Raw genomic sequence first — 15,219 nt, 5'->3', positions numbered from 1 at the left:
GATGCCCTGCGAGGCGAGGTTTCCCCCGAGCTTCTTGGCCGCGTCCTTGGCGAGGTCCAGGCCCAGGTCCTTGAGCATGTCCTTCCAGTTCTTCCGAAGCTCCTTCGCCAGGGCCTCCTTGACGGCCTGAACGATCTTCGTCTTCGCCTCGTCGAAGATCTTGCGGACGATCGTCCGGGTGGTCGCGGTGGCCGCGGCCGCCCCGGCCTCGGAGGCGCCCAGCGTGACCGGCGCGGCGGCCTGGGCCATCGCCAGCTCGATGGCCAGCGCGATGAGCTGCACGATCACCGCGATCTTCATAATCATGACAATCATCGCCACCACCTGGAGCAGGATGGCGATCGTCTCGGCGGCGTCGGCGGCGTCGTCGAGGAACCCGGCGTCGCCCGCGAACTTGTTCCAGTGGTTGTTGAACCCCTCGACGGCCTCACCGGAGTTGGCGCCGCGCACGGTGTTCGCCGCGGTGGCACCGTCCGCTGCCGCCTGGCGGCAGGCCTCGGCGAAGTGGCTCCAGGCCTCGGCCGCCTCCCGCATCTTGTCTTCGTCGACATTGGGCCACTGGAAGCCCAGGAGGTCGAGGATCCAGTCGACCTCTGTCGGAAGCATGATGGTGGCCACGGTGAGTCACTCCCCCGGAAGCGCGTGATCGTTGGAACGTTGGTGCGGTGGGCACAGGTGGGGCGGGCCGAGCGAATGCCGCGTCAGCCCGTGATGTCGGGACGGCTGGCCGCGTACTTGTCGAGGTGCTGCTGCTGGTCGTGTTCGGTGGCGGCGTACTGCGCGCCCATTGCCGCCAGCTTTTCGCCGATCTTGGTGATTTCCTCACCGAGATGCGGCATCGAATCGACGATGCCCTCGCTCACCGGCTTGTAGAAGTCATTGAAGATCGTGACGAACTCGTCACTACCCCACTCCTCGGCATCCTTGAGAGCCGCCTTCAACTTCTTTGCGGCCGTACTGAATTCGGAGCCGATATCACCGAAAATGCCGCCCTGCGTCTTGAGGACGGCCGGATCGACGTCGTACCCGGAGCCTGCCATGAGTCCCCCTTCACCTGCGGCGTAAGGATCGGATAAATCGCATGGCGTACGGTATCCGATGCCCGCCGCGGCGGAAGTGACCGAGCCGTGAAGATCCTTTTCACATTTGACGCACCACCTACGCCCGACGCGCTACCGGAAATGGACGTCGCCCCCGTCAGCGACCAGGAAAGGGAACAATCCGCCATGCCCACGCCACGCCGCATGTCCGGAAAAACCTCATTCAGGATGCGATGGATCGGATGGGGGCTCCTCATTATCGTTCTGCTGGCGAGCACCGTGTTTGTCATGAAAGGACTGACCGCGGCGGGCCTCACGGGCACGCACGGAACATTCACGGTCAAGGAGTGCACGGAGGAAGCCGCCACCAGGCGTTCGAATAAACCCACGAATGAATTCGAATGCTCCGGAGTCTTCCGCCCCGACGGCGGGAGCACCGTCGACGACAAGGCGTCCCTGGACAGCTTCAACAAGGACTACGACGCGGGCACCAGCCTGTCGGTCCAGCACAACGACGCCGGCGTTCTCGGGCTCCTGACGTCGGGCTACCTCCTCGCCGACGGCGCCCAGGTCTCGACGAACTTCATGTGCGCCTTCGGCGTCCTGCTCGCCATCCCCGTGATGCTCTTTGTCCGGCTCACCGGATTCGGCTCGGACGGCGTCACCTACCGCCAGTTCCGGGCGACCTGGCGCGCGACCGCGGGCACGCGAACCCGCACGATCGTGCTCACGAGCACGACGGTGGTCCTCGTCGGCATGTTCGTCGTCAGTACGGTCCTGGGGCACGTCCTGCCCGGACTCGGCTGAGCGGGCCTGCCGGCGCGCCACACGGGCGACGCCCCGGGGGTCGTGCCCCCGGGGCGTCGCACACGGTGAGGGTGCGTCAGAAGCCGGCCGGTTCGGTGTAGACCCCCCACTCGTCCCGCAGCACCCCGCAGATCTCGCCGAGCGTCGCCTCGGCGCGTACCGCCTCCAGCATCGGCTCGATCATGTTGCCGCCGTTGCGGGCGACGGTGAGCATGTCCTCCAGTGCGGCCCGCACCTGGGCGTCGTCGCGGGCCGCCTTGCGCTCGGCGAGGACCCGCACCTGCTCGCGTTCGACCTCGTGGCTGACCCGCAGGATCTCCAGGTCGCCGGTGACCGAGCCGTGGTGGCAGTTGACGCCGACGACCCTCTTCTCGCCCTTTTCCAGGGCCTGCTGGTACTGGAAGGCGGATTCGGCGATCTCGCCGGTGAACCAGCCGTCCTCGATCCCGCGGAGAATTCCGGACGTCATCGGGCCGATCGGGTGCTGACCGTCCGGTACCGCCCGTGCGCCGCGCTCCTTGATCCGGTCGAAGATCCGCTCGGCGTCGGCCTCGATGCGGTCCGTCAGCTGCTCGACGAACCATGAACCGCCCAGCGGGTCGGCGACATTGGCGACGCCGGTCTCCTCCATCAGCACCTGCTGGGTGCGCAGCGCGATCTCCGCGGCCTGCTCGCTGGGCAGCGCCAGGGTCTCGTCGAGGGCGTTGGTGTGCAGGGAGTTCGTGCCGCCCAGCACCGCGGCAAGGGCCTCGACCGCGGTCCGTACCACGTTGTTGTACGGCTGCTGGGCGGTCAGCGAGACACCGGCGGTCTGGGTGTGGAAGCGCAGCCACTGCGCCTTTTCGCTCGTCGCGCCGTATACGTCGCGCATCCAGCGGGCCCAGATCCTGCGCGCCGCCCGGAACTTGGCGATCTCCTCGAAGAAGTCGACATGGGCGTCGAAGAAGAAGGAGAGGCCGGGCGCGAAGGTGTTGACGTCCAGGCCGCGGCTGAGGCCCAGTTCCACGTACCCGAAGCCGTCCGCGAGGGTGTACGCCAGCTCCTGTGCGGCGGTGGCCCCGGCCTCGCGGATGTGATAGCCGGAGACCGACAGCGGCTTGTACGCGGGGATGCCGCGCGCACAGTGCTCCATCAGGTCGCCGATGAGGCGCAGATGGGGCTCGGGCTGGAAGAGCCACTCCTTCTGGGCGATGTACTCCTTGAAGATGTCCGTCTGGAGCGTGCCGTTGAGGACGGCGGGGTCGATGCCCTGACGCTCGGCGGCGACCAGGTACATGCAGAAGACGGGGACGGCCGGGCCCGAGATCGTCATGGAGGTCGTGACATCGCCCAGCGGGATGTCCTTGAAGAGGACCTCCATGTCGGCGGCGGAGTCGATCGCGACGCCGCAGTGCCCGACCTCGCCCAGCGAGCGCGGGTCGTCGGAGTCACGGCCCATGAGGGTCGGCATGTCGAAGGCGACGGAGAGGCCGCCCCCGCCCGCCTTGAGGATCATCTTGTAGCGCTCGTTGGTCTGCTCGGCGTTGCCGAAGCCGGCGAACTGGCGGATCGTCCAGGTCCGGCCCCGGTAGCCGGTCGGGTACAGGCCCCGGGTGTACGGGAACTCGCCCGGCCAGCCGATCCGCTCGAACCCCTCGTACGCGTCCCCGGGGCGGGGCCCGTACACCGGCTCGACGGGGTCGCCCGAGAGCGTGCTGAAGTCCGCGTCCCGCTTCCGGGCCGAGTCGTACCGAGCCTGCCAGCGACGGCGGCCTTCATCGATCGCGTCAGCGTCCATACCTTCGAATTTACTAGGACGTCCTAGTAGTTGTCGACGGGAGAGGCTTGTGAGTCGTAGGGCATTACGGTGCGTGAGCGGCTACATGCGCCTGGGGAGAACACAAACGCGCCTGTCCAAGGGCAGGACAGGCGCGTAAGGGACGGCGAAGGTGCCGGGCGTCAGGCCTTGACCGGCTCCGGAGCGTCACCGGTGAGCAGCGGCTCGACCTCCCGCACCACCTTGCGCTCCACGAAGAACGCGGCCGTGGGGATCGTGCCGGAGACCAACACCCACAGCAGCTTGCCGAACGGCCACTTGGCCTTGGAGCCCAGGTCGAAGGCGAAGACCAGGTAGATGATGTAGAGCACGCCGTGGATCTGCGAGACGACGAGGGTGAGGTCCTTGCCCGTCCCGAAGCCGTACTTGAAGATCATGCACGTGCAGAGCACCAGCAGCATCACGGCGGTGATGTAGGCCATCGCCCGGTAGCGGGTCAGGACGCTTCGCTTCATGCCCCCGAGCGTAACCACCCGTTCCGGGGCGATCTTCACCGGCCCCCGCGGAAACCGGGCCCCGTCCCGGAAGCCAGGACCCCCGTCCCGGCAGGCCGGCCCGCGGCTACTCGTCCTTGAAATCGCCCGCCGCCAGCCGCAGCGGCCGCAGCATCGCGAAGATCTCGGCGCACTCCTCGGTGTCGTACGCCCCCAGCCCGAAGTCCATCGCCATCAGCTCCCGGGTCGCGGCGTCACACACCTCACGCCCCTTGTCCGTGATCGAGGCGAGCGTGCCGCGCCCGTCGTTCGGATTGGGCCGCTTGGCGACCAGACCGGACTTCACCAGCCGGTCGACGGTGTTGGTGACCGAGGTGGGGTGCACCATCAGCCGCTCGCCGATCTTCGACATCGGCAGCTCACCGGCCTTGGAGAAGGTCAGCAGCACCAGCGCCTCATAGCGCGCGAAGGTCAGCCCGTACGGCTTGACCACCGCGTCCACCTCGGACAGCAGGATCTGATGGGCGCGCATGATCGAGGTGATCGCGGCCATCGACGGCACGGCACCCCATCGCTGCCGCCACAGTTCGTCGGCGCGGGCGATGGGATCGAAAGCAAGGCTGAGCGGCTTCGACACGCTTCCGACCCTACCCGGCGGTCATATTGTGGTCAGCCGTGTCTCAGTTTTCGGTCGCACCGGGAACGCCCCGCGGGACCGCCCCCGGTACGCCGTACCTCGGCGATCACCGCCAGGACGCAGACCGCGCCGGCCACCCCCGCCGCCGGCATCACCACCCGTAAGGGGGCCAGCTCCGCGGCCGCTCCGGCGGCGCCCATCGCCAGGCCCATGGCCGTCATCCGGCCGGCCTGGCTCAGCGTCATCGCCCGGCCCAGCAGTTTCTCCGGGACGGCGGCGACGAACCAGCGGTCGACGCCGAAGTTGTACGAGATCCCGGTGCCGGTCAGCACCAGCAGCAGCACCGACCAGCCGAGCGAGGGCTCCGCGGCGAAGCCGAGGGACGGCAGTACGGCGAACACCCCCATGGGGAAGGTGAGCCGGGTGCGGGCCCTGGGGCCGAGGAACGAGCCGACCAGGCCTTCGGCCACCATCGCGCCGACGGGCATGCTGCACATCAGCAGCCCCGCGCCTGCCGGGCCGACGCCGAGCCGGCCCGCGTACGCGATCAGCAGCGCCTCCGGGACGACCACGAACGCCGGCGGCAGCCAGGTGAGCAGCAGCAGCGCCCGTACCCGGCGGTCGGCGAGCAGCCGCCGTACGCCGCCCAGCGAAGCGCCCAGCAGCGCCTTACGGCCCGCTCCCCCGGCCCCGTCGCGGGCCGGCCGGAGACGCGTCCCCACCCGCAGCAGCACCGCCGAGCAGAGGAACGTCCCGGCGGTGAGCGCGAGCACCGCCTCCGGGGACGCCACCACCAGCAGCAGACCGCCGGCCCCGAACCCGGCCAGCTGTGCGCCCTGGTTGACGATCCGGATCACCGAACGCCCCAGCACGAACCGTTCACCCTCGCCGAGGATGTCGCCCAGCGTCGCGGCCCGCGTCCCGCCGAAGACCGGCGCGATGGCGGCGATCACACAGCGCAGGGCCAGCAGCACCGCGACCGGCGTACCCGGCAGCACCATGGCCGCGGCGGCCGGAGCACACAGCACATCGCAGACGACCAGCACCCGACGGGCCGGGTAGCGGTCCGCGACGGCCGACAGCACGGTGCCGCCGAGCACGTACGGCAGCAGGCCCAGCGCAAAGGTCAGGGCGCTGAGCAGCGGCGAGTTTGTACGGCGGAAGACGAGCACGGACAGCGCGAGCTCACAGACGACCACGCCGAGGGAGGAGAGCAGATGGGCGGCGAAGACGTACCGGAATTCGGGGACGGCAAAGACGGCCCGGTAGCCGGGCGAGCGGCCCGGCCCGGCCTCGGCCCGGGCACCGTCCTCATCAGGGCAGGCGGGGGTGCGGCCCGGCGGTACGGGCCCGGTGGTCGCGGACATGACGGCAGCCTGCCGGGCCCCGCCCGCGCGCCGTAGTCTTTCGGCTGCAGCCGAATCCTGGGGGGCCGCGGTATGCCGCTGCATCTGCACTTCGGCGCCGACGATCTGCTCCGTATCCGCTTCGCCGTCTCGCCGCTGTGCGAGACCCACGAGGCGGTACGGACCCTGCGGCGCGCCGACCGGCACGGCTACCACACGCCCTGGCTCCGCCGGATGCGCAGAACACTGGCCGGGCTGGACCTGACCCCGCTGTGGCTGTTCATGCCGTCACCGCCGCCCGGCTACACACCGGACTTCCTGGGCCGCCCGCCGGAGAGCCCACTGGCCGATTTCGACGAGGAGCTGGCGCGGCTGCGGGCCACCGACCCGGCCCTGGCCCGCGCCGAGATGGCCAAGTCGCTGGCGTGCACGCCCGGTGCGCTGGAGTCGGAGCGGGGCCGGGCCGCACTGGCGGATCCGGCCGCGGCGATCCGTGAACTGGCCGACGTCACCGAGCGGGCCTGGCAGACGCTGCTCGCCCCGGACTGGCCGCGGCTGCGCGCGCTGCTGGAGGCCGAGATCACCTACCGGTCGGCCCAGCTGGCCGGCGGCGGGCTCCAGCGGCTGTTCGCCGATCTCCATCCGCTGGTGTCCTGGGAGGGCGACACCCTCACGGTCCGCACCCGGATCGACTTCGTCCAGATGCAGAAGCTCGACGGCCGCGGGGTACTGCTGCTGCCCAGCGTCTTCGTATGGCCGGACGTGGTCAGCGGCTTCGACCCGCCCTGGCAGCCGACCGTCATCTACCCGGCGCGCGGCATCGGCGGCCTGTGGCACGAGCCGGAGACCGGCCCGGCGCTGGCGCGACTGCTCGGGGCGAACCGCGCCGCGGTCCTGACCGCCCTGGACGCCCCGTCGACGACAACCGCCCTGGCCCACCGCCTCGGGCTGGCACCGTCATCGGTCTCGGCACATCTGTCCGTACTGCGCGACGCCGGTCTGCTCACCGCCCACCGGCACGGACACCAGGTGCGCTACGAACGGACGCCGCTGGGGATGGCGTTGGCTGCGCCTGCCTGACGCTTGGCTGGCCTTCCCACGTTTTCGGCTGTCCCGCCGTGGTGGCTTGTCGCCGTTGCTCCCCCACTGCCTGAAGGGCGTGGGAGGTACCCCCACGCGGCGGGCGTGGGTTGTCGGGTGCGGTGCCGCTCCTCCGGACTTCGTCCTGCGGCGCGGCCCCTCCCGTGAGTGGGGGGATTTCTCGTGGGGGCGGGCGTGGTCTTTCTCACTGCGCGCTGATGACGGTCTGCGTGCACCCCCACCAATCTTCTTCCACCCACCCACGGGAGGGGGCGGACCGCAGGACGAAGTCCGGAGGGGCGCACCCGCAGCGAACAGCCCCGCGCAGCGGCAACAGCCCGCCGCAGGCGCAACGGCGGGAAAGCCAGAACATCGGCCGAGGCAAAGCGCAGCGGACGGGCCCGCCGCCAGGCGCAACGGCGACAAACCACCACGGCGGGACGGACAAAAACGTGGGGGTTAACCCTCGGAGAGATACCTCTCGACCGTGTCCACCTTCGACGTCAGGCCGTCCTTGACGCCGGGCCGGATGTCGGCCTTGAGGACCAGCGAGACGCGTCCCGAGCGTGCCTCGACGGCCGCGACGGCGCGTTTGACGACGTCCATGACCTCGTCCCATTCGCCTTCTATCGAGGTGAACATCGCGTCCGTACGGTTGGGCAGCCCCGATTCGCGCACGACCCGGACCGCGTCGGCGACGTACTCGCCGACGTCCTCGCCCACGCCCAGCGGGCTCACGGAGAAGGCGACGATCATGCGTTCACGACACCTTCCTTGCGGGCGCGCGCGGCGATCACACCGGCCTCCTCCTCGCGCTTGAGGACCCGGTCCCCGTAGAGGCCGCCGAACGGCAGGATCGCCAGCACGAAGAAGAACGCGACGCGCTTGAAGGGCCACTTGGTGCGGTTCCACACGTCGAGCAGCAGCACCACGTACGTGATGAAGAGCAGGCCGTGGATCAGGCCGAGCGGCATCACCAGGGCGTCGTAGTCGAAGGCCAGACGGAAGCCGGTGCCGAAGATCAGCAGCGCGGGGAAGGAGATCGCCTCCGGGATGGAGGCCAGGCGCAGGCGGTGCAGGGCGGCGGCGGTCTTGATGTCCACAACAACCTCGTTCGGGTACAGATGGGCGGTCGGCGCGCAGCGCCGTCTTCTGGGGGTGGAGGTCGGGCGACGGGCGGGCGCATGCTTGTGCAAGGGTTCACAAGCGCCCCCCATTGTTACAGCCGCTCCAGGGAGCACTGCGCCGGGGGGACGTCGGAAAGCATGGCAAGGGGCGCGGGGTACGGCATGGGGGAGGCCGTCCGGGGCCGGCGTGGGGGAGATCTCAGGGCAATGTCAGGGGGATGTCAGGACCGAAGGCCCTGCCCGTCGCGGCCCGCGCCGACTACCGTCTGACCCGTGGCTCAGTTTCGGCTCCAGGGGAGCAAAGTGCTCGCCGTCGACATGACCGGCGACGCCGTCAAGGCGAAAAACGGTGCGATGGTCGCGTACGACGGCCAGATGACGTTCAAGAAGATGTCCGGCGGCGGCGAGGGGCTGCGCGGCATGGTGACCCGGCGGCTGACGGGCGAACAGATGGCCGTGATGGAGGTGAAGGGCCACGGCACCTGCTACTTCGCCGACCGCGCCAGCGAGATCAATCTGGTGCAGCTGCGGGGCGAGAAGCTGTACGTGGAGGCCAGCAATCTGCTGTGCACGGACGCCGCGCTGCGCACCGGCACGACCTTCACCGGTCTGCGCGGTGCCTCGCAGGGCAACGGCCTGTTCACCACGACCGTCGAGGGCAGCGGCCAGGCGGCGATCACCTCGCACGGGCAGGCGCTGGTGCTGCGCGTCACCAAGCAGTACCCGCTCCAGGTCGACCCGGGCGCCTATGTGGCGCACACCGGCGATCTCAAGCAGCACTTCCAGTCCGGAGTGAACTTCCGCACCTTCATCGGGGAGGGCTCGGGTGAGGCCTTCCAGATCCGCTTCGAGGGCGAGGGCCTGGTCTACGTGCAGCCCAGCGAGCGCAACACCGTGGGTGGTGAGGTCTGATGCCGTTCACGGCGCTCAACTCCCGCATGGTGGAGGCCAGGATCGGCCCCGGCCAGCGGATGTTCAGCCAGCGCGGGGCGATGCTCGCCTACCGCGGCGAGGTCAGCTTCACCCCGAACATCCAGGGCGGCCAGGGCGGTGTCGGCTCGATGCTCGGCCGCCGGATCGCCGGTGAGGCCACGCCCCTGATGACGGTGGAGGGCACCGGCACGGTCATGTTCGGGCACGGCGGCCACCACGTCCATGTCGTCGACCTGACGGGCGAGACGCTGTACGTCGAGGCCGACCGGCTGCTGGCCTTCGACGGGTCGCTTCAGCAGGGCACGATGTTCATGGGCTCGCAGGGCGGGGTGATGGGCATGGTGCGCGGCCAGGTCACCGGCCAGGGCCTGTTCACCACGACCCTCAAGGGCGTCGGCTCGGCCGCGGTGATGGCTCACGGCGGCGTGATCGAGCTGCCGATCACCCCGCAGCGCCCGGTCCATGTCGACCCGCAGGCGTATGTCGCCCACCGCGGCGAGGTCCGCAACAAACTGTCCACCGCGCTCGGCTGGCGCGACATGGTCGGCCGCGGCTCGGGCGAGGCCTTCCAGCTGGAGCTGTCGGGCCAGGGCACCGTCTATGTACAGGCGTCGGAGGAGAAGCTGTGACCGGTCCCGTCATCCACGACGTCCATGCGCTCCCCGTCGACGACAACGTCAACCCCTATGCCTTCAGCGTGGATCTGAACGGCCAGTGGTTCCTCCAGAAGGGGAAGATGATCGCCTACTACGGGCAGATCGACTTCCAGGGCATCGGACACGGGCGGCTGGACCGGCTGGTCGCCGGAAGTTTCCATTCGCCACTGCACGCATCCGACTGGGTCGTCGCCGAGGGCCAGGGGAAGATGCTGCTCGCGGACCGGGCCTTCGATGTGAATTCCTTCGATCTCGACGAAGGGAACCTCACCATTCGCTCGGGCAACCTGCTCGCGTTTCAGCCATCTCTGTCGCTGAAGCAGTCGATCATCCCGGGCTTCCTCACCCTCATCGGCACGGGCAAGTTCGTGGCCGCGTCCAACGGTCCTGTGGTGTTCATGGAGCCGCCGATCCGGGTGGACCCGCAGGCGCTCGTCGGCTGGGCGGACTGCCCCTCGCCGTGCCACCACTACGACCACCAGTACCTGCGGGGATTCCTGGGCGGGCTGCGGGCGCACACCGGTATCGGCGGAGCCTCGGGCGAGGAGCACCAATTCGAGTTCGTCGGAGCCGGCACGGTTCTGTTGCAGTCGACGGAGCAGCTGATGCCGGAGCTGGAAACCGGTGCAGTACCGACGGAGGCGGGTGTTCCGGGCGGGGGCGGACAGGTCCCGCAAAGTGGCTCACAACTGCCCCAGTTGCCCGGCAATCTGGGGAGCCTCCAGCGTCGCTTCGGGCTGTGAGCGGTAGTCTGCGGACGGTGACCTCGAACGTCTGACCAACACCGGCCCCGGCCGGACGACGTCACTGCCCTCAATACCCTCACGCCCCGATTAATTCATTATTCAACTTTTACGGGTAGAATTCATCCATGACGACCGACAGCGACACCCCCTGGCTGACCGACCAGGAGCAGCGTGCCTGGCGCACTCATCTGGACGTCAGCAGGCTGCTGATGCACCAACTCGAGCGCGATCTCCAGCCGTTCGGCCTGACGAACAACGACTACGAGATCCTGGTCAACCTCTCCGAGGCCGAGGACCACCGGCTCCGGATGAGCGACCTGGCTGCCAGCACGCTCCAGTCCAAGAGCCGTCTCTCCCACCAGATCACGCGGATGGAGAACGCCGGTCTGGTGCGCCGCGAGAGTTGCGAGTCGGACCGTCGTGGCCTGTACGCCGTGCTGACCGAGGAGGGCTGGGACACCATGCGCCGGGTCGCCCCGCACCATGTCGCCTCGGTCCGCAAGCACTTCATCGACCTCTTCTCCTCCGAGGACCTCGAAGCGCTGCGGGTCTCCCTCACCCCCGTCGCCGAACACCTCCGCTCGCACCGCGGCGGCCTCTGACCCAGGACCCGCGGCCCCGCTCGGGGCCGCGGCGTCCGCTCAGCCGGTGGATTCCACCGCGCCGGCGACCGGAAGCCGCAGTTCGAAGACCGAACCCTCGCGCACGGCCAGCGTGCCGCCGTGCCGCACCGCGACGTCCCGCGCGATGGCCAGCCCCAGCCCGGCCCCGCCGTCGTCCCGCGCCCGCGCCTCATCGAGCCGTACGAACCGCTCGAAGATCCGCTCCCGCTGGTCCTCCGGCACCCCCGGCCCGTCGTCCTCGACGCGCAGCACCGCCCACTCCCCCGCCCGCACCACGGCCACCGTCACCCGCGAGACCGCATGCCGCTGCGCGTTGTCCAGCAGATTGCCCAGCACCCGCGCCAACTGGCTCCGGGACCCCAGCACTTCCAGGTCCGCCAGCTCCCCCCGCCGCACCGGGACCCGGTCACCGGTCCGCTGTGAGGTCTCCTCGCGCACCATCGCCGCCAGACCCACCCGGGCATCCGCGGGCCGCTCCCCCGCGTCCAGCCGGGCCAGCAGCAGCAGATCGGCCGCCAGCCGCTGGAGCCGTACGGTGTCGGCCACCGCGCCCGGCACATCGAGCAGTTCCGGGTGCGCCACCCCCACCTCCAGCTGGGTGCGCAGACTCGCGATCGGGCTGCGCAGCTCGTGCGAGGCGTCCGCGACGAACCGCCGCTGCCGCTCGACGCTCGTCTCCAGCGCGGCCAGCGTCTCGTTGGTGGTCCGCGCCAGCCGGGCGATCTCGTCCCGGGACGCCGGCTCCGGCACCCGTCGCGACAGGTCCGTACTCGCCGTGATCGACGCCATCTCCGACCGGATGCCCTCCACCGGCCGCAGCGCCCGCCGGGTCACCAGCCAGGTCACCCCGGCCACGACCATCAGCAGCAGCGGCAGCCCGACCAGCATCGCGTCGCGTACCGACCCGACGGCCGCGCGCTCCGGCGCCAGCGCCGAACCGGCCCGCACGGTGGCCTTCTCCCCCCGGCCGTCCTTGGCCTCCACCACCGCGAAGCGGTAATCGGCCACCGTGCCGTCCACCCGCGCGGTCCCGTCCCGGACGTGCACCTCGTCATCGACCTCGCCGGGCCGGGGCCCGCCCGCCGCGTCGTCCTCGTCCTCGTCGTCGTCATCGTCGTCGGCCGGCGGCTGCGTCCCGACGCGCCCCGCCCCCGGACCGGCACCCCGCACGGGCTTCCCGTCCACGGCCTGTACGTCCTCGCCGGCCGCCAGCACCCGGCCGTCCTCATCGGTGACCACCACCGGGTGATCGTCGTCGTCCGGCAGATCGAGCCGGTCGTACGCGGTGTCCGTGGCGATCTGCGCGGCCACCTCGCGCGCCGCGACCTCCGCCCGCAGCCCGGCCTGGCCCTCAAGTTTTGCGCTCAGCACCAGCAGCACCGCGGTGCCCGCCGCGAGCAGGGCCACCGCCACCACCAGGGTCGCCCCGGCCGCCGCCCTGGCCCGTACGGAACCCGGCAGGCGGAGGCGTGGCTGTGGCTGTGGCTGTGGCTGTGGCTGTTTCCTCGTACTAGCCACCGTGCACCAGCCGGTACCCCGCGCCGCGCACCGTCACGATGTGGCCCGCGCCGAGCTTGCGCCGCAGCGCGCTCACATAGACCTCGATGATGTTGAGGTCGCCCTCGTACGCGAAGTCCCAGACGTGCTCCAGGATCTCCGCCTTCGAGACCACCTCGCCCGCCCGCACCGCCAGCTGCTCCAGCACCGCGAACTCCTTCGCGGTCAGCGCCACTTCGGCGCCGTCCCGCTCGACCCGCCGGGCGCCCTGGTCGATGGCCAGCGGCCCCACCCGCAGCACCGGCCGGGCGCCGCTCCCGCGCCGCCGCAGCAGCGCCTTCACCCGCGCCACCAGCACCACATACGAGAACGGCTTGGTCAGATAGTCGTCGGCGCCGGTGTCCAGCCCCTCGGCCTCGTCGTACTCACCGTCCTTGGCGGTCAGCATCAGGATCGGTACCTCATGGCCGGCCGCCCGCAGGGCCGCGCAGACGTGGTAGCCGTTCATGCCCGGCAGCATGATGTCCAGCACGATCAGGTCGTAACTGCCCTCACCCGCCCGGTGCAGCCCCTCCCGTCCGTCGTGCACCACATCGACCGCATACCCCTCGGCGGCCAGCCCCTTCGCCAGCGACAGGGCCAGCCGCTTCTCGTCCTCCACGATCAGGAGCCTCATAGGCCCCCACCCTGCCACCCCGAACCTGAAGGCCTCTTCAGCCGCCTTCAGCTCCCCTTCAGCTTCGTCCGGCCAGTGTGGCAACACAGCGTTCACCCAGCGCTGGCACAACCGACCAAGGGGAGATTCCATGAAGCGCCACCTCGTCATCGCCACCGCGGCCGCGGCCGCCCTCGTCGCCGGCGGTACGGTCACCGCCGTCGCGGTCGGCGGCGGCAGCTCCCACACCGGACCGTCCGCCGTCCAGCCGCGGGACACGGACGACCACGGCCGCCCGGACACCGAGGACAGCCGCGAGGCCGCCGCCGCGCAGGTGACCGCTCCCGAGGCCGCGGCCGCCGCCCTGAAGGCCGTCCCCGGCACCGTGAGCAGCCTCGACCTCGACCGGGACCGGCCCGGGCTGGTCTGGGACGCGGACGTGCTGGGCAAGGACGGCGCATGGCACGAGATCACCCTCGACGCCGGCACCGCGCGGGTGATCAACCAGCACGTCGAGCAGGGGGACGACGACGATCACGCCCGGGAGAGCGCCGCCCTCAAGAGCGCCCGGACCGACGCCGCGGCGGCCGCGCGCAAGGCCGCGGCCGCACACGGCACCGTGACCTCCGTCGAACTGGACGGCGACCACCGGGCCAAGGCCGTCTGGGAGGTCGAGACGGTCACCAAGGACCACAGGGAACACCGGCTGCTGGTGGACCCGCAGACCGGCAAGGTGACCGCCGCCCCTGCCCACGACGCGGACGACGACGACAACGACGGCGCCGACGACTGACGCACCGTTACCACCTGCCGGGGGCCGCATCTGCGGCCCCCGCGCCCGTTCGCGGCCCGGTCAGCCGCCGTTCGTCAGCCCGTCCACCAGTTCGTCCGCCGCCCGGTACGGATCGGTCTCACCGGCCACTATGCGCTCGGCCAGGGCATCGAGCCTGCGGTCGCCGCCGAGGTCACCGATCCGCTCCCGCAGCGCGGTGACCGCGATCGTCTCGACCTCGTGGGCGGCCCGCGCACGGCGCCGTTCAGCCAGGACGCCGCGCTCCTCCATCCAGGCGCGGTGCTTCTCCAGGGCCTCGACGACCTCGTCCACGCCCTCGCTGCGGGCCGCGACCGTCTTGACGATCGGCGGCCGCCAGTCGCCCGGCGACCGGGACTCGCCCAGGCCCAGCATGTGATTGAGCTCCCGGGCGGTGGCGTCGGCCCCGTCCCGGTCGGCCTTGTTGACGACATAGACGTCGCCGATCTCCAGGATCCCGGCCTTCGCCGCCTGGATCCCGTCACCCATACCGGGCGCCAGCAGCACCACGCTGGTGTCGGCCTGGGAGGCGATCTCCACCTCGGACTGCCCGACGCCGACCGTCTCGACGAGGATCACCTCACAGCCGGCCCCGTCCAGGACCCGGATCGCCTGCGGCGCGGCCCAGGCCAGGCCGCCCAGATGGCCGCGGGTGGCCATCGAGCGGATGTAGACGCCGGGATCGGAGGCGTGCTCGCTCATCCGGACCCGGTCGCCGAGCAGCGCCCCGCCGGAGAACGGCGAGGACGGGTCGACGGCGAGCACGCCGACCCGTTTGCCCGTCTTGCGGTACGCCGTCACCAGGGCGGAGGTGGTGGTGGACTTCCCGACACCGGGTGAGCCGGTCAGTCCGACCACATAGGCGTTGCCGGTGAGCGGCGCCAGCGCCGCCATCACCTCGCGCAGCTCCGGCGCCGCCCCCTCCACGAGGGAGATCAGCCGGGCCACCGCCCTCGGCCGGCCCTGCCGTGCCTGCTCCACCAGCTGGGGAACGTCCACCATTGCCGCCCG

17 protein-coding genes and 1 pseudogene are annotated in these 15,219 nt (G+C 70.5%); 7 read left to right on the top strand and 11 right to left on the bottom strand.

What is annotated here, in order from left to right:
- Positions 1-186: 186 nt before the first annotated feature.
- Positions 187-606, bottom strand: a pseudogene (locus tag ACZ55A_RS19655) (WXG100-like domain-containing protein); the annotation flags it as partial.
- 95 nt (positions 607-701) lie between these two features.
- Positions 702-1,040, bottom strand: a complete 339-nt coding sequence (locus ACZ55A_RS19650; RefSeq protein ID WP_468841426.1) for a hypothetical protein — start codon at positions 1,038-1,040, stop codon at positions 702-704.
- A gap of 288 nt (positions 1,041-1,328) precedes the next feature.
- On the opposite strand from ACZ55A_RS19650, the gene ACZ55A_RS19645 reads away from it, so the two are divergent.
- Positions 1,329-1,847 (top strand): hypothetical protein, encoded by a 519-nt coding sequence (locus ACZ55A_RS19645; protein WP_468841424.1) that lies wholly within the window; start codon positions 1,329-1,331, stop codon positions 1,845-1,847.
- 76 nt (positions 1,848-1,923) lie between these two features.
- Here ACZ55A_RS19645 and ACZ55A_RS19640 read toward each other — a convergent pair whose 3' ends face one another.
- From ACZ55A_RS19640 to ACZ55A_RS19625, 4 genes are all read right to left on the bottom strand, one after another.
- Positions 1,924-3,624, bottom strand: a complete 1,701-nt coding sequence (locus ACZ55A_RS19640; protein ID WP_468841422.1) for an acyl-CoA mutase large subunit family protein — start codon at positions 3,622-3,624, stop codon at positions 1,924-1,926.
- Between the two features lie 161 nt (positions 3,625-3,785).
- Positions 3,786-4,118, bottom strand: a complete 333-nt coding sequence (locus ACZ55A_RS19635; protein ID WP_468841420.1) for a DUF3817 domain-containing protein — start codon at positions 4,116-4,118, stop codon at positions 3,786-3,788.
- A gap of 106 nt (positions 4,119-4,224) precedes the next feature.
- Positions 4,225-4,734, bottom strand: a complete 510-nt coding sequence (locus tag ACZ55A_RS19630) for a MarR family winged helix-turn-helix transcriptional regulator (RefSeq protein ID WP_468841418.1) — start codon at positions 4,732-4,734, stop codon at positions 4,225-4,227.
- A 32-nt stretch (positions 4,735-4,766) separates the two neighbouring features.
- On the bottom strand, positions 4,767-6,101 hold the full coding sequence (locus ACZ55A_RS19625) for an MFS transporter (protein WP_468841416.1): 1,335 nt from the start codon (positions 6,099-6,101) through the stop codon (positions 4,767-4,769).
- Between the two features lie 72 nt (positions 6,102-6,173).
- Between ACZ55A_RS19625 and ACZ55A_RS19620 the strand changes: the two genes are divergently transcribed.
- The gene (locus ACZ55A_RS19620; RefSeq protein WP_468841415.1) at positions 6,174-7,160 is read left to right on the top strand and encodes an ArsR/SmtB family transcription factor; all 987 of its coding nucleotides are present in this window, start codon (positions 6,174-6,176) and stop codon (positions 7,158-7,160) included.
- Positions 7,161-7,619: 459 nt separating this feature from the next.
- On the opposite strand, the gene ACZ55A_RS19615 is transcribed toward ACZ55A_RS19620, so the two are convergent.
- A complete protein-coding gene (locus ACZ55A_RS19615; RefSeq protein WP_468841413.1) occupies positions 7,620-7,916 on the bottom strand; it encodes an MTH1187 family thiamine-binding protein in 297 nt (98 codons plus the stop codon).
- Entirely contained in the window at positions 7,913-8,263 is a 351-nt protein-coding gene (locus ACZ55A_RS19610) for a DUF3817 domain-containing protein (RefSeq protein WP_468841411.1), read from the bottom strand. The genes ACZ55A_RS19615 and ACZ55A_RS19610 overlap by 4 nt, the downstream gene beginning before the upstream one ends.
- 297 nt (positions 8,264-8,560) lie before the next feature.
- Between ACZ55A_RS19610 and ACZ55A_RS19605 the strand changes: the two genes are divergently transcribed.
- From ACZ55A_RS19605 to ACZ55A_RS19590, 4 genes are all read left to right on the top strand, one after another.
- Positions 8,561-9,199, top strand: coding sequence for an AIM24 family protein (locus tag ACZ55A_RS19605; protein ID WP_468841409.1), 639 nt, complete (start codon positions 8,561-8,563; stop codon positions 9,197-9,199).
- Positions 9,199-9,849: an AIM24 family protein gene (locus ACZ55A_RS19600; RefSeq protein WP_468841408.1), complete on the top strand. Its 651-nt coding sequence runs from the start codon at positions 9,199-9,201 to the stop codon at positions 9,847-9,849. Before ACZ55A_RS19605 ends, ACZ55A_RS19600 begins: the two co-directional genes overlap by 1 nt.
- Entirely contained in the window at positions 9,846-10,619 is a 774-nt protein-coding gene (locus tag ACZ55A_RS19595) for an AIM24 family protein (RefSeq protein WP_468841407.1), read from the top strand. The genes ACZ55A_RS19600 and ACZ55A_RS19595 overlap by 4 nt, the downstream gene beginning before the upstream one ends.
- Before the next feature lie 128 nt (positions 10,620-10,747).
- Positions 10,748-11,224 (top strand): MarR family winged helix-turn-helix transcriptional regulator, encoded by a 477-nt coding sequence (locus ACZ55A_RS19590; RefSeq protein WP_468841406.1) that lies wholly within the window; start codon positions 10,748-10,750, stop codon positions 11,222-11,224.
- A 39-nt stretch (positions 11,225-11,263) separates the two neighbouring features.
- On the opposite strand, the gene ACZ55A_RS19585 is transcribed toward ACZ55A_RS19590, so the two are convergent.
- Positions 11,264-12,706, bottom strand: coding sequence for a sensor histidine kinase (locus ACZ55A_RS19585; protein WP_468841583.1), 1,443 nt, complete (start codon positions 12,704-12,706; stop codon positions 11,264-11,266).
- A 49-nt stretch (positions 12,707-12,755) separates the two neighbouring features.
- Positions 12,756-13,418 (bottom strand): response regulator transcription factor, encoded by a 663-nt coding sequence (locus tag ACZ55A_RS19580; protein WP_468841405.1) that lies wholly within the window; start codon positions 13,416-13,418, stop codon positions 12,756-12,758.
- 130 nt (positions 13,419-13,548) lie between these two features.
- On the opposite strand from ACZ55A_RS19580, the gene ACZ55A_RS19575 reads away from it, so the two are divergent.
- Positions 13,549-14,190 (top strand): PepSY domain-containing protein, encoded by a 642-nt coding sequence (locus ACZ55A_RS19575; protein WP_468841403.1) that lies wholly within the window; start codon positions 13,549-13,551, stop codon positions 14,188-14,190.
- Positions 14,191-14,250: 60 nt separating this feature from the next.
- On the opposite strand, the gene meaB is transcribed toward ACZ55A_RS19575, so the two are convergent.
- Positions 14,251-15,210 (bottom strand): methylmalonyl Co-A mutase-associated GTPase MeaB, encoded by a 960-nt coding sequence (gene meaB / locus ACZ55A_RS19570; RefSeq protein ID WP_468841401.1) that lies wholly within the window; start codon positions 15,208-15,210, stop codon positions 14,251-14,253.
- Positions 15,211-15,219: the final 9 nt, after the last annotated feature.

The organism is Streptomyces sp. NPDC034111 (assembly GCF_055575375.1).
The sequence above is the reverse complement of the archived record's forward strand: the minus strand, read 5'-3'. Positions and strand labels throughout refer to the sequence as shown.

Bases quoted from the DNA above. Each gene is read 5' to 3' on its own strand.
- ACZ55A_RS19650 (WP_468841426.1), bottom strand. From the start codon at position 1,040: ATGGCAGGCTCCGGGTACGACGTCGATCCGGCCGTCCTCAAGACGCAG.
- ACZ55A_RS19645 (WP_468841424.1), top strand. From the start codon at position 1,329: ATGAAAGGACTGACCGCGGCGGGCCTCACGGGCACGCACGGAACATTC.
- ACZ55A_RS19640 (WP_468841422.1), bottom strand. From the start codon at position 3,624: ATGGACGCTGACGCGATCGATGAAGGCCGCCGTCGCTGGCAGGCTCGG.
- ACZ55A_RS19635 (WP_468841420.1), bottom strand. From the start codon at position 4,118: ATGAAGCGAAGCGTCCTGACCCGCTACCGGGCGATGGCCTACATCACC.
- ACZ55A_RS19625 (WP_468841416.1), bottom strand. From the start codon at position 6,101: ATGTCCGCGACCACCGGGCCCGTACCGCCGGGCCGCACCCCCGCCTGC.
- ACZ55A_RS19620 (WP_468841415.1), top strand. From the start codon at position 6,174: ATGCCGCTGCATCTGCACTTCGGCGCCGACGATCTGCTCCGTATCCGC.
- ACZ55A_RS19615 (WP_468841413.1), bottom strand. From the start codon at position 7,916: ATGATCGTCGCCTTCTCCGTGAGCCCGCTGGGCGTGGGCGAGGACGTC.
- ACZ55A_RS19600 (WP_468841408.1), top strand. From the start codon at position 9,199: ATGCCGTTCACGGCGCTCAACTCCCGCATGGTGGAGGCCAGGATCGGC.
- ACZ55A_RS19590 (WP_468841406.1), top strand. From the start codon at position 10,748: ATGACGACCGACAGCGACACCCCCTGGCTGACCGACCAGGAGCAGCGT.
- ACZ55A_RS19580 (WP_468841405.1), bottom strand. From the start codon at position 13,418: ATGAGGCTCCTGATCGTGGAGGACGAGAAGCGGCTGGCCCTGTCGCTG.
- ACZ55A_RS19575 (WP_468841403.1), top strand. From the start codon at position 13,549: ATGAAGCGCCACCTCGTCATCGCCACCGCGGCCGCGGCCGCCCTCGTC.
- meaB (WP_468841401.1), bottom strand. From the start codon at position 15,210: ATGGTGGACGTTCCCCAGCTGGTGGAGCAGGCACGGCAGGGCCGGCCG.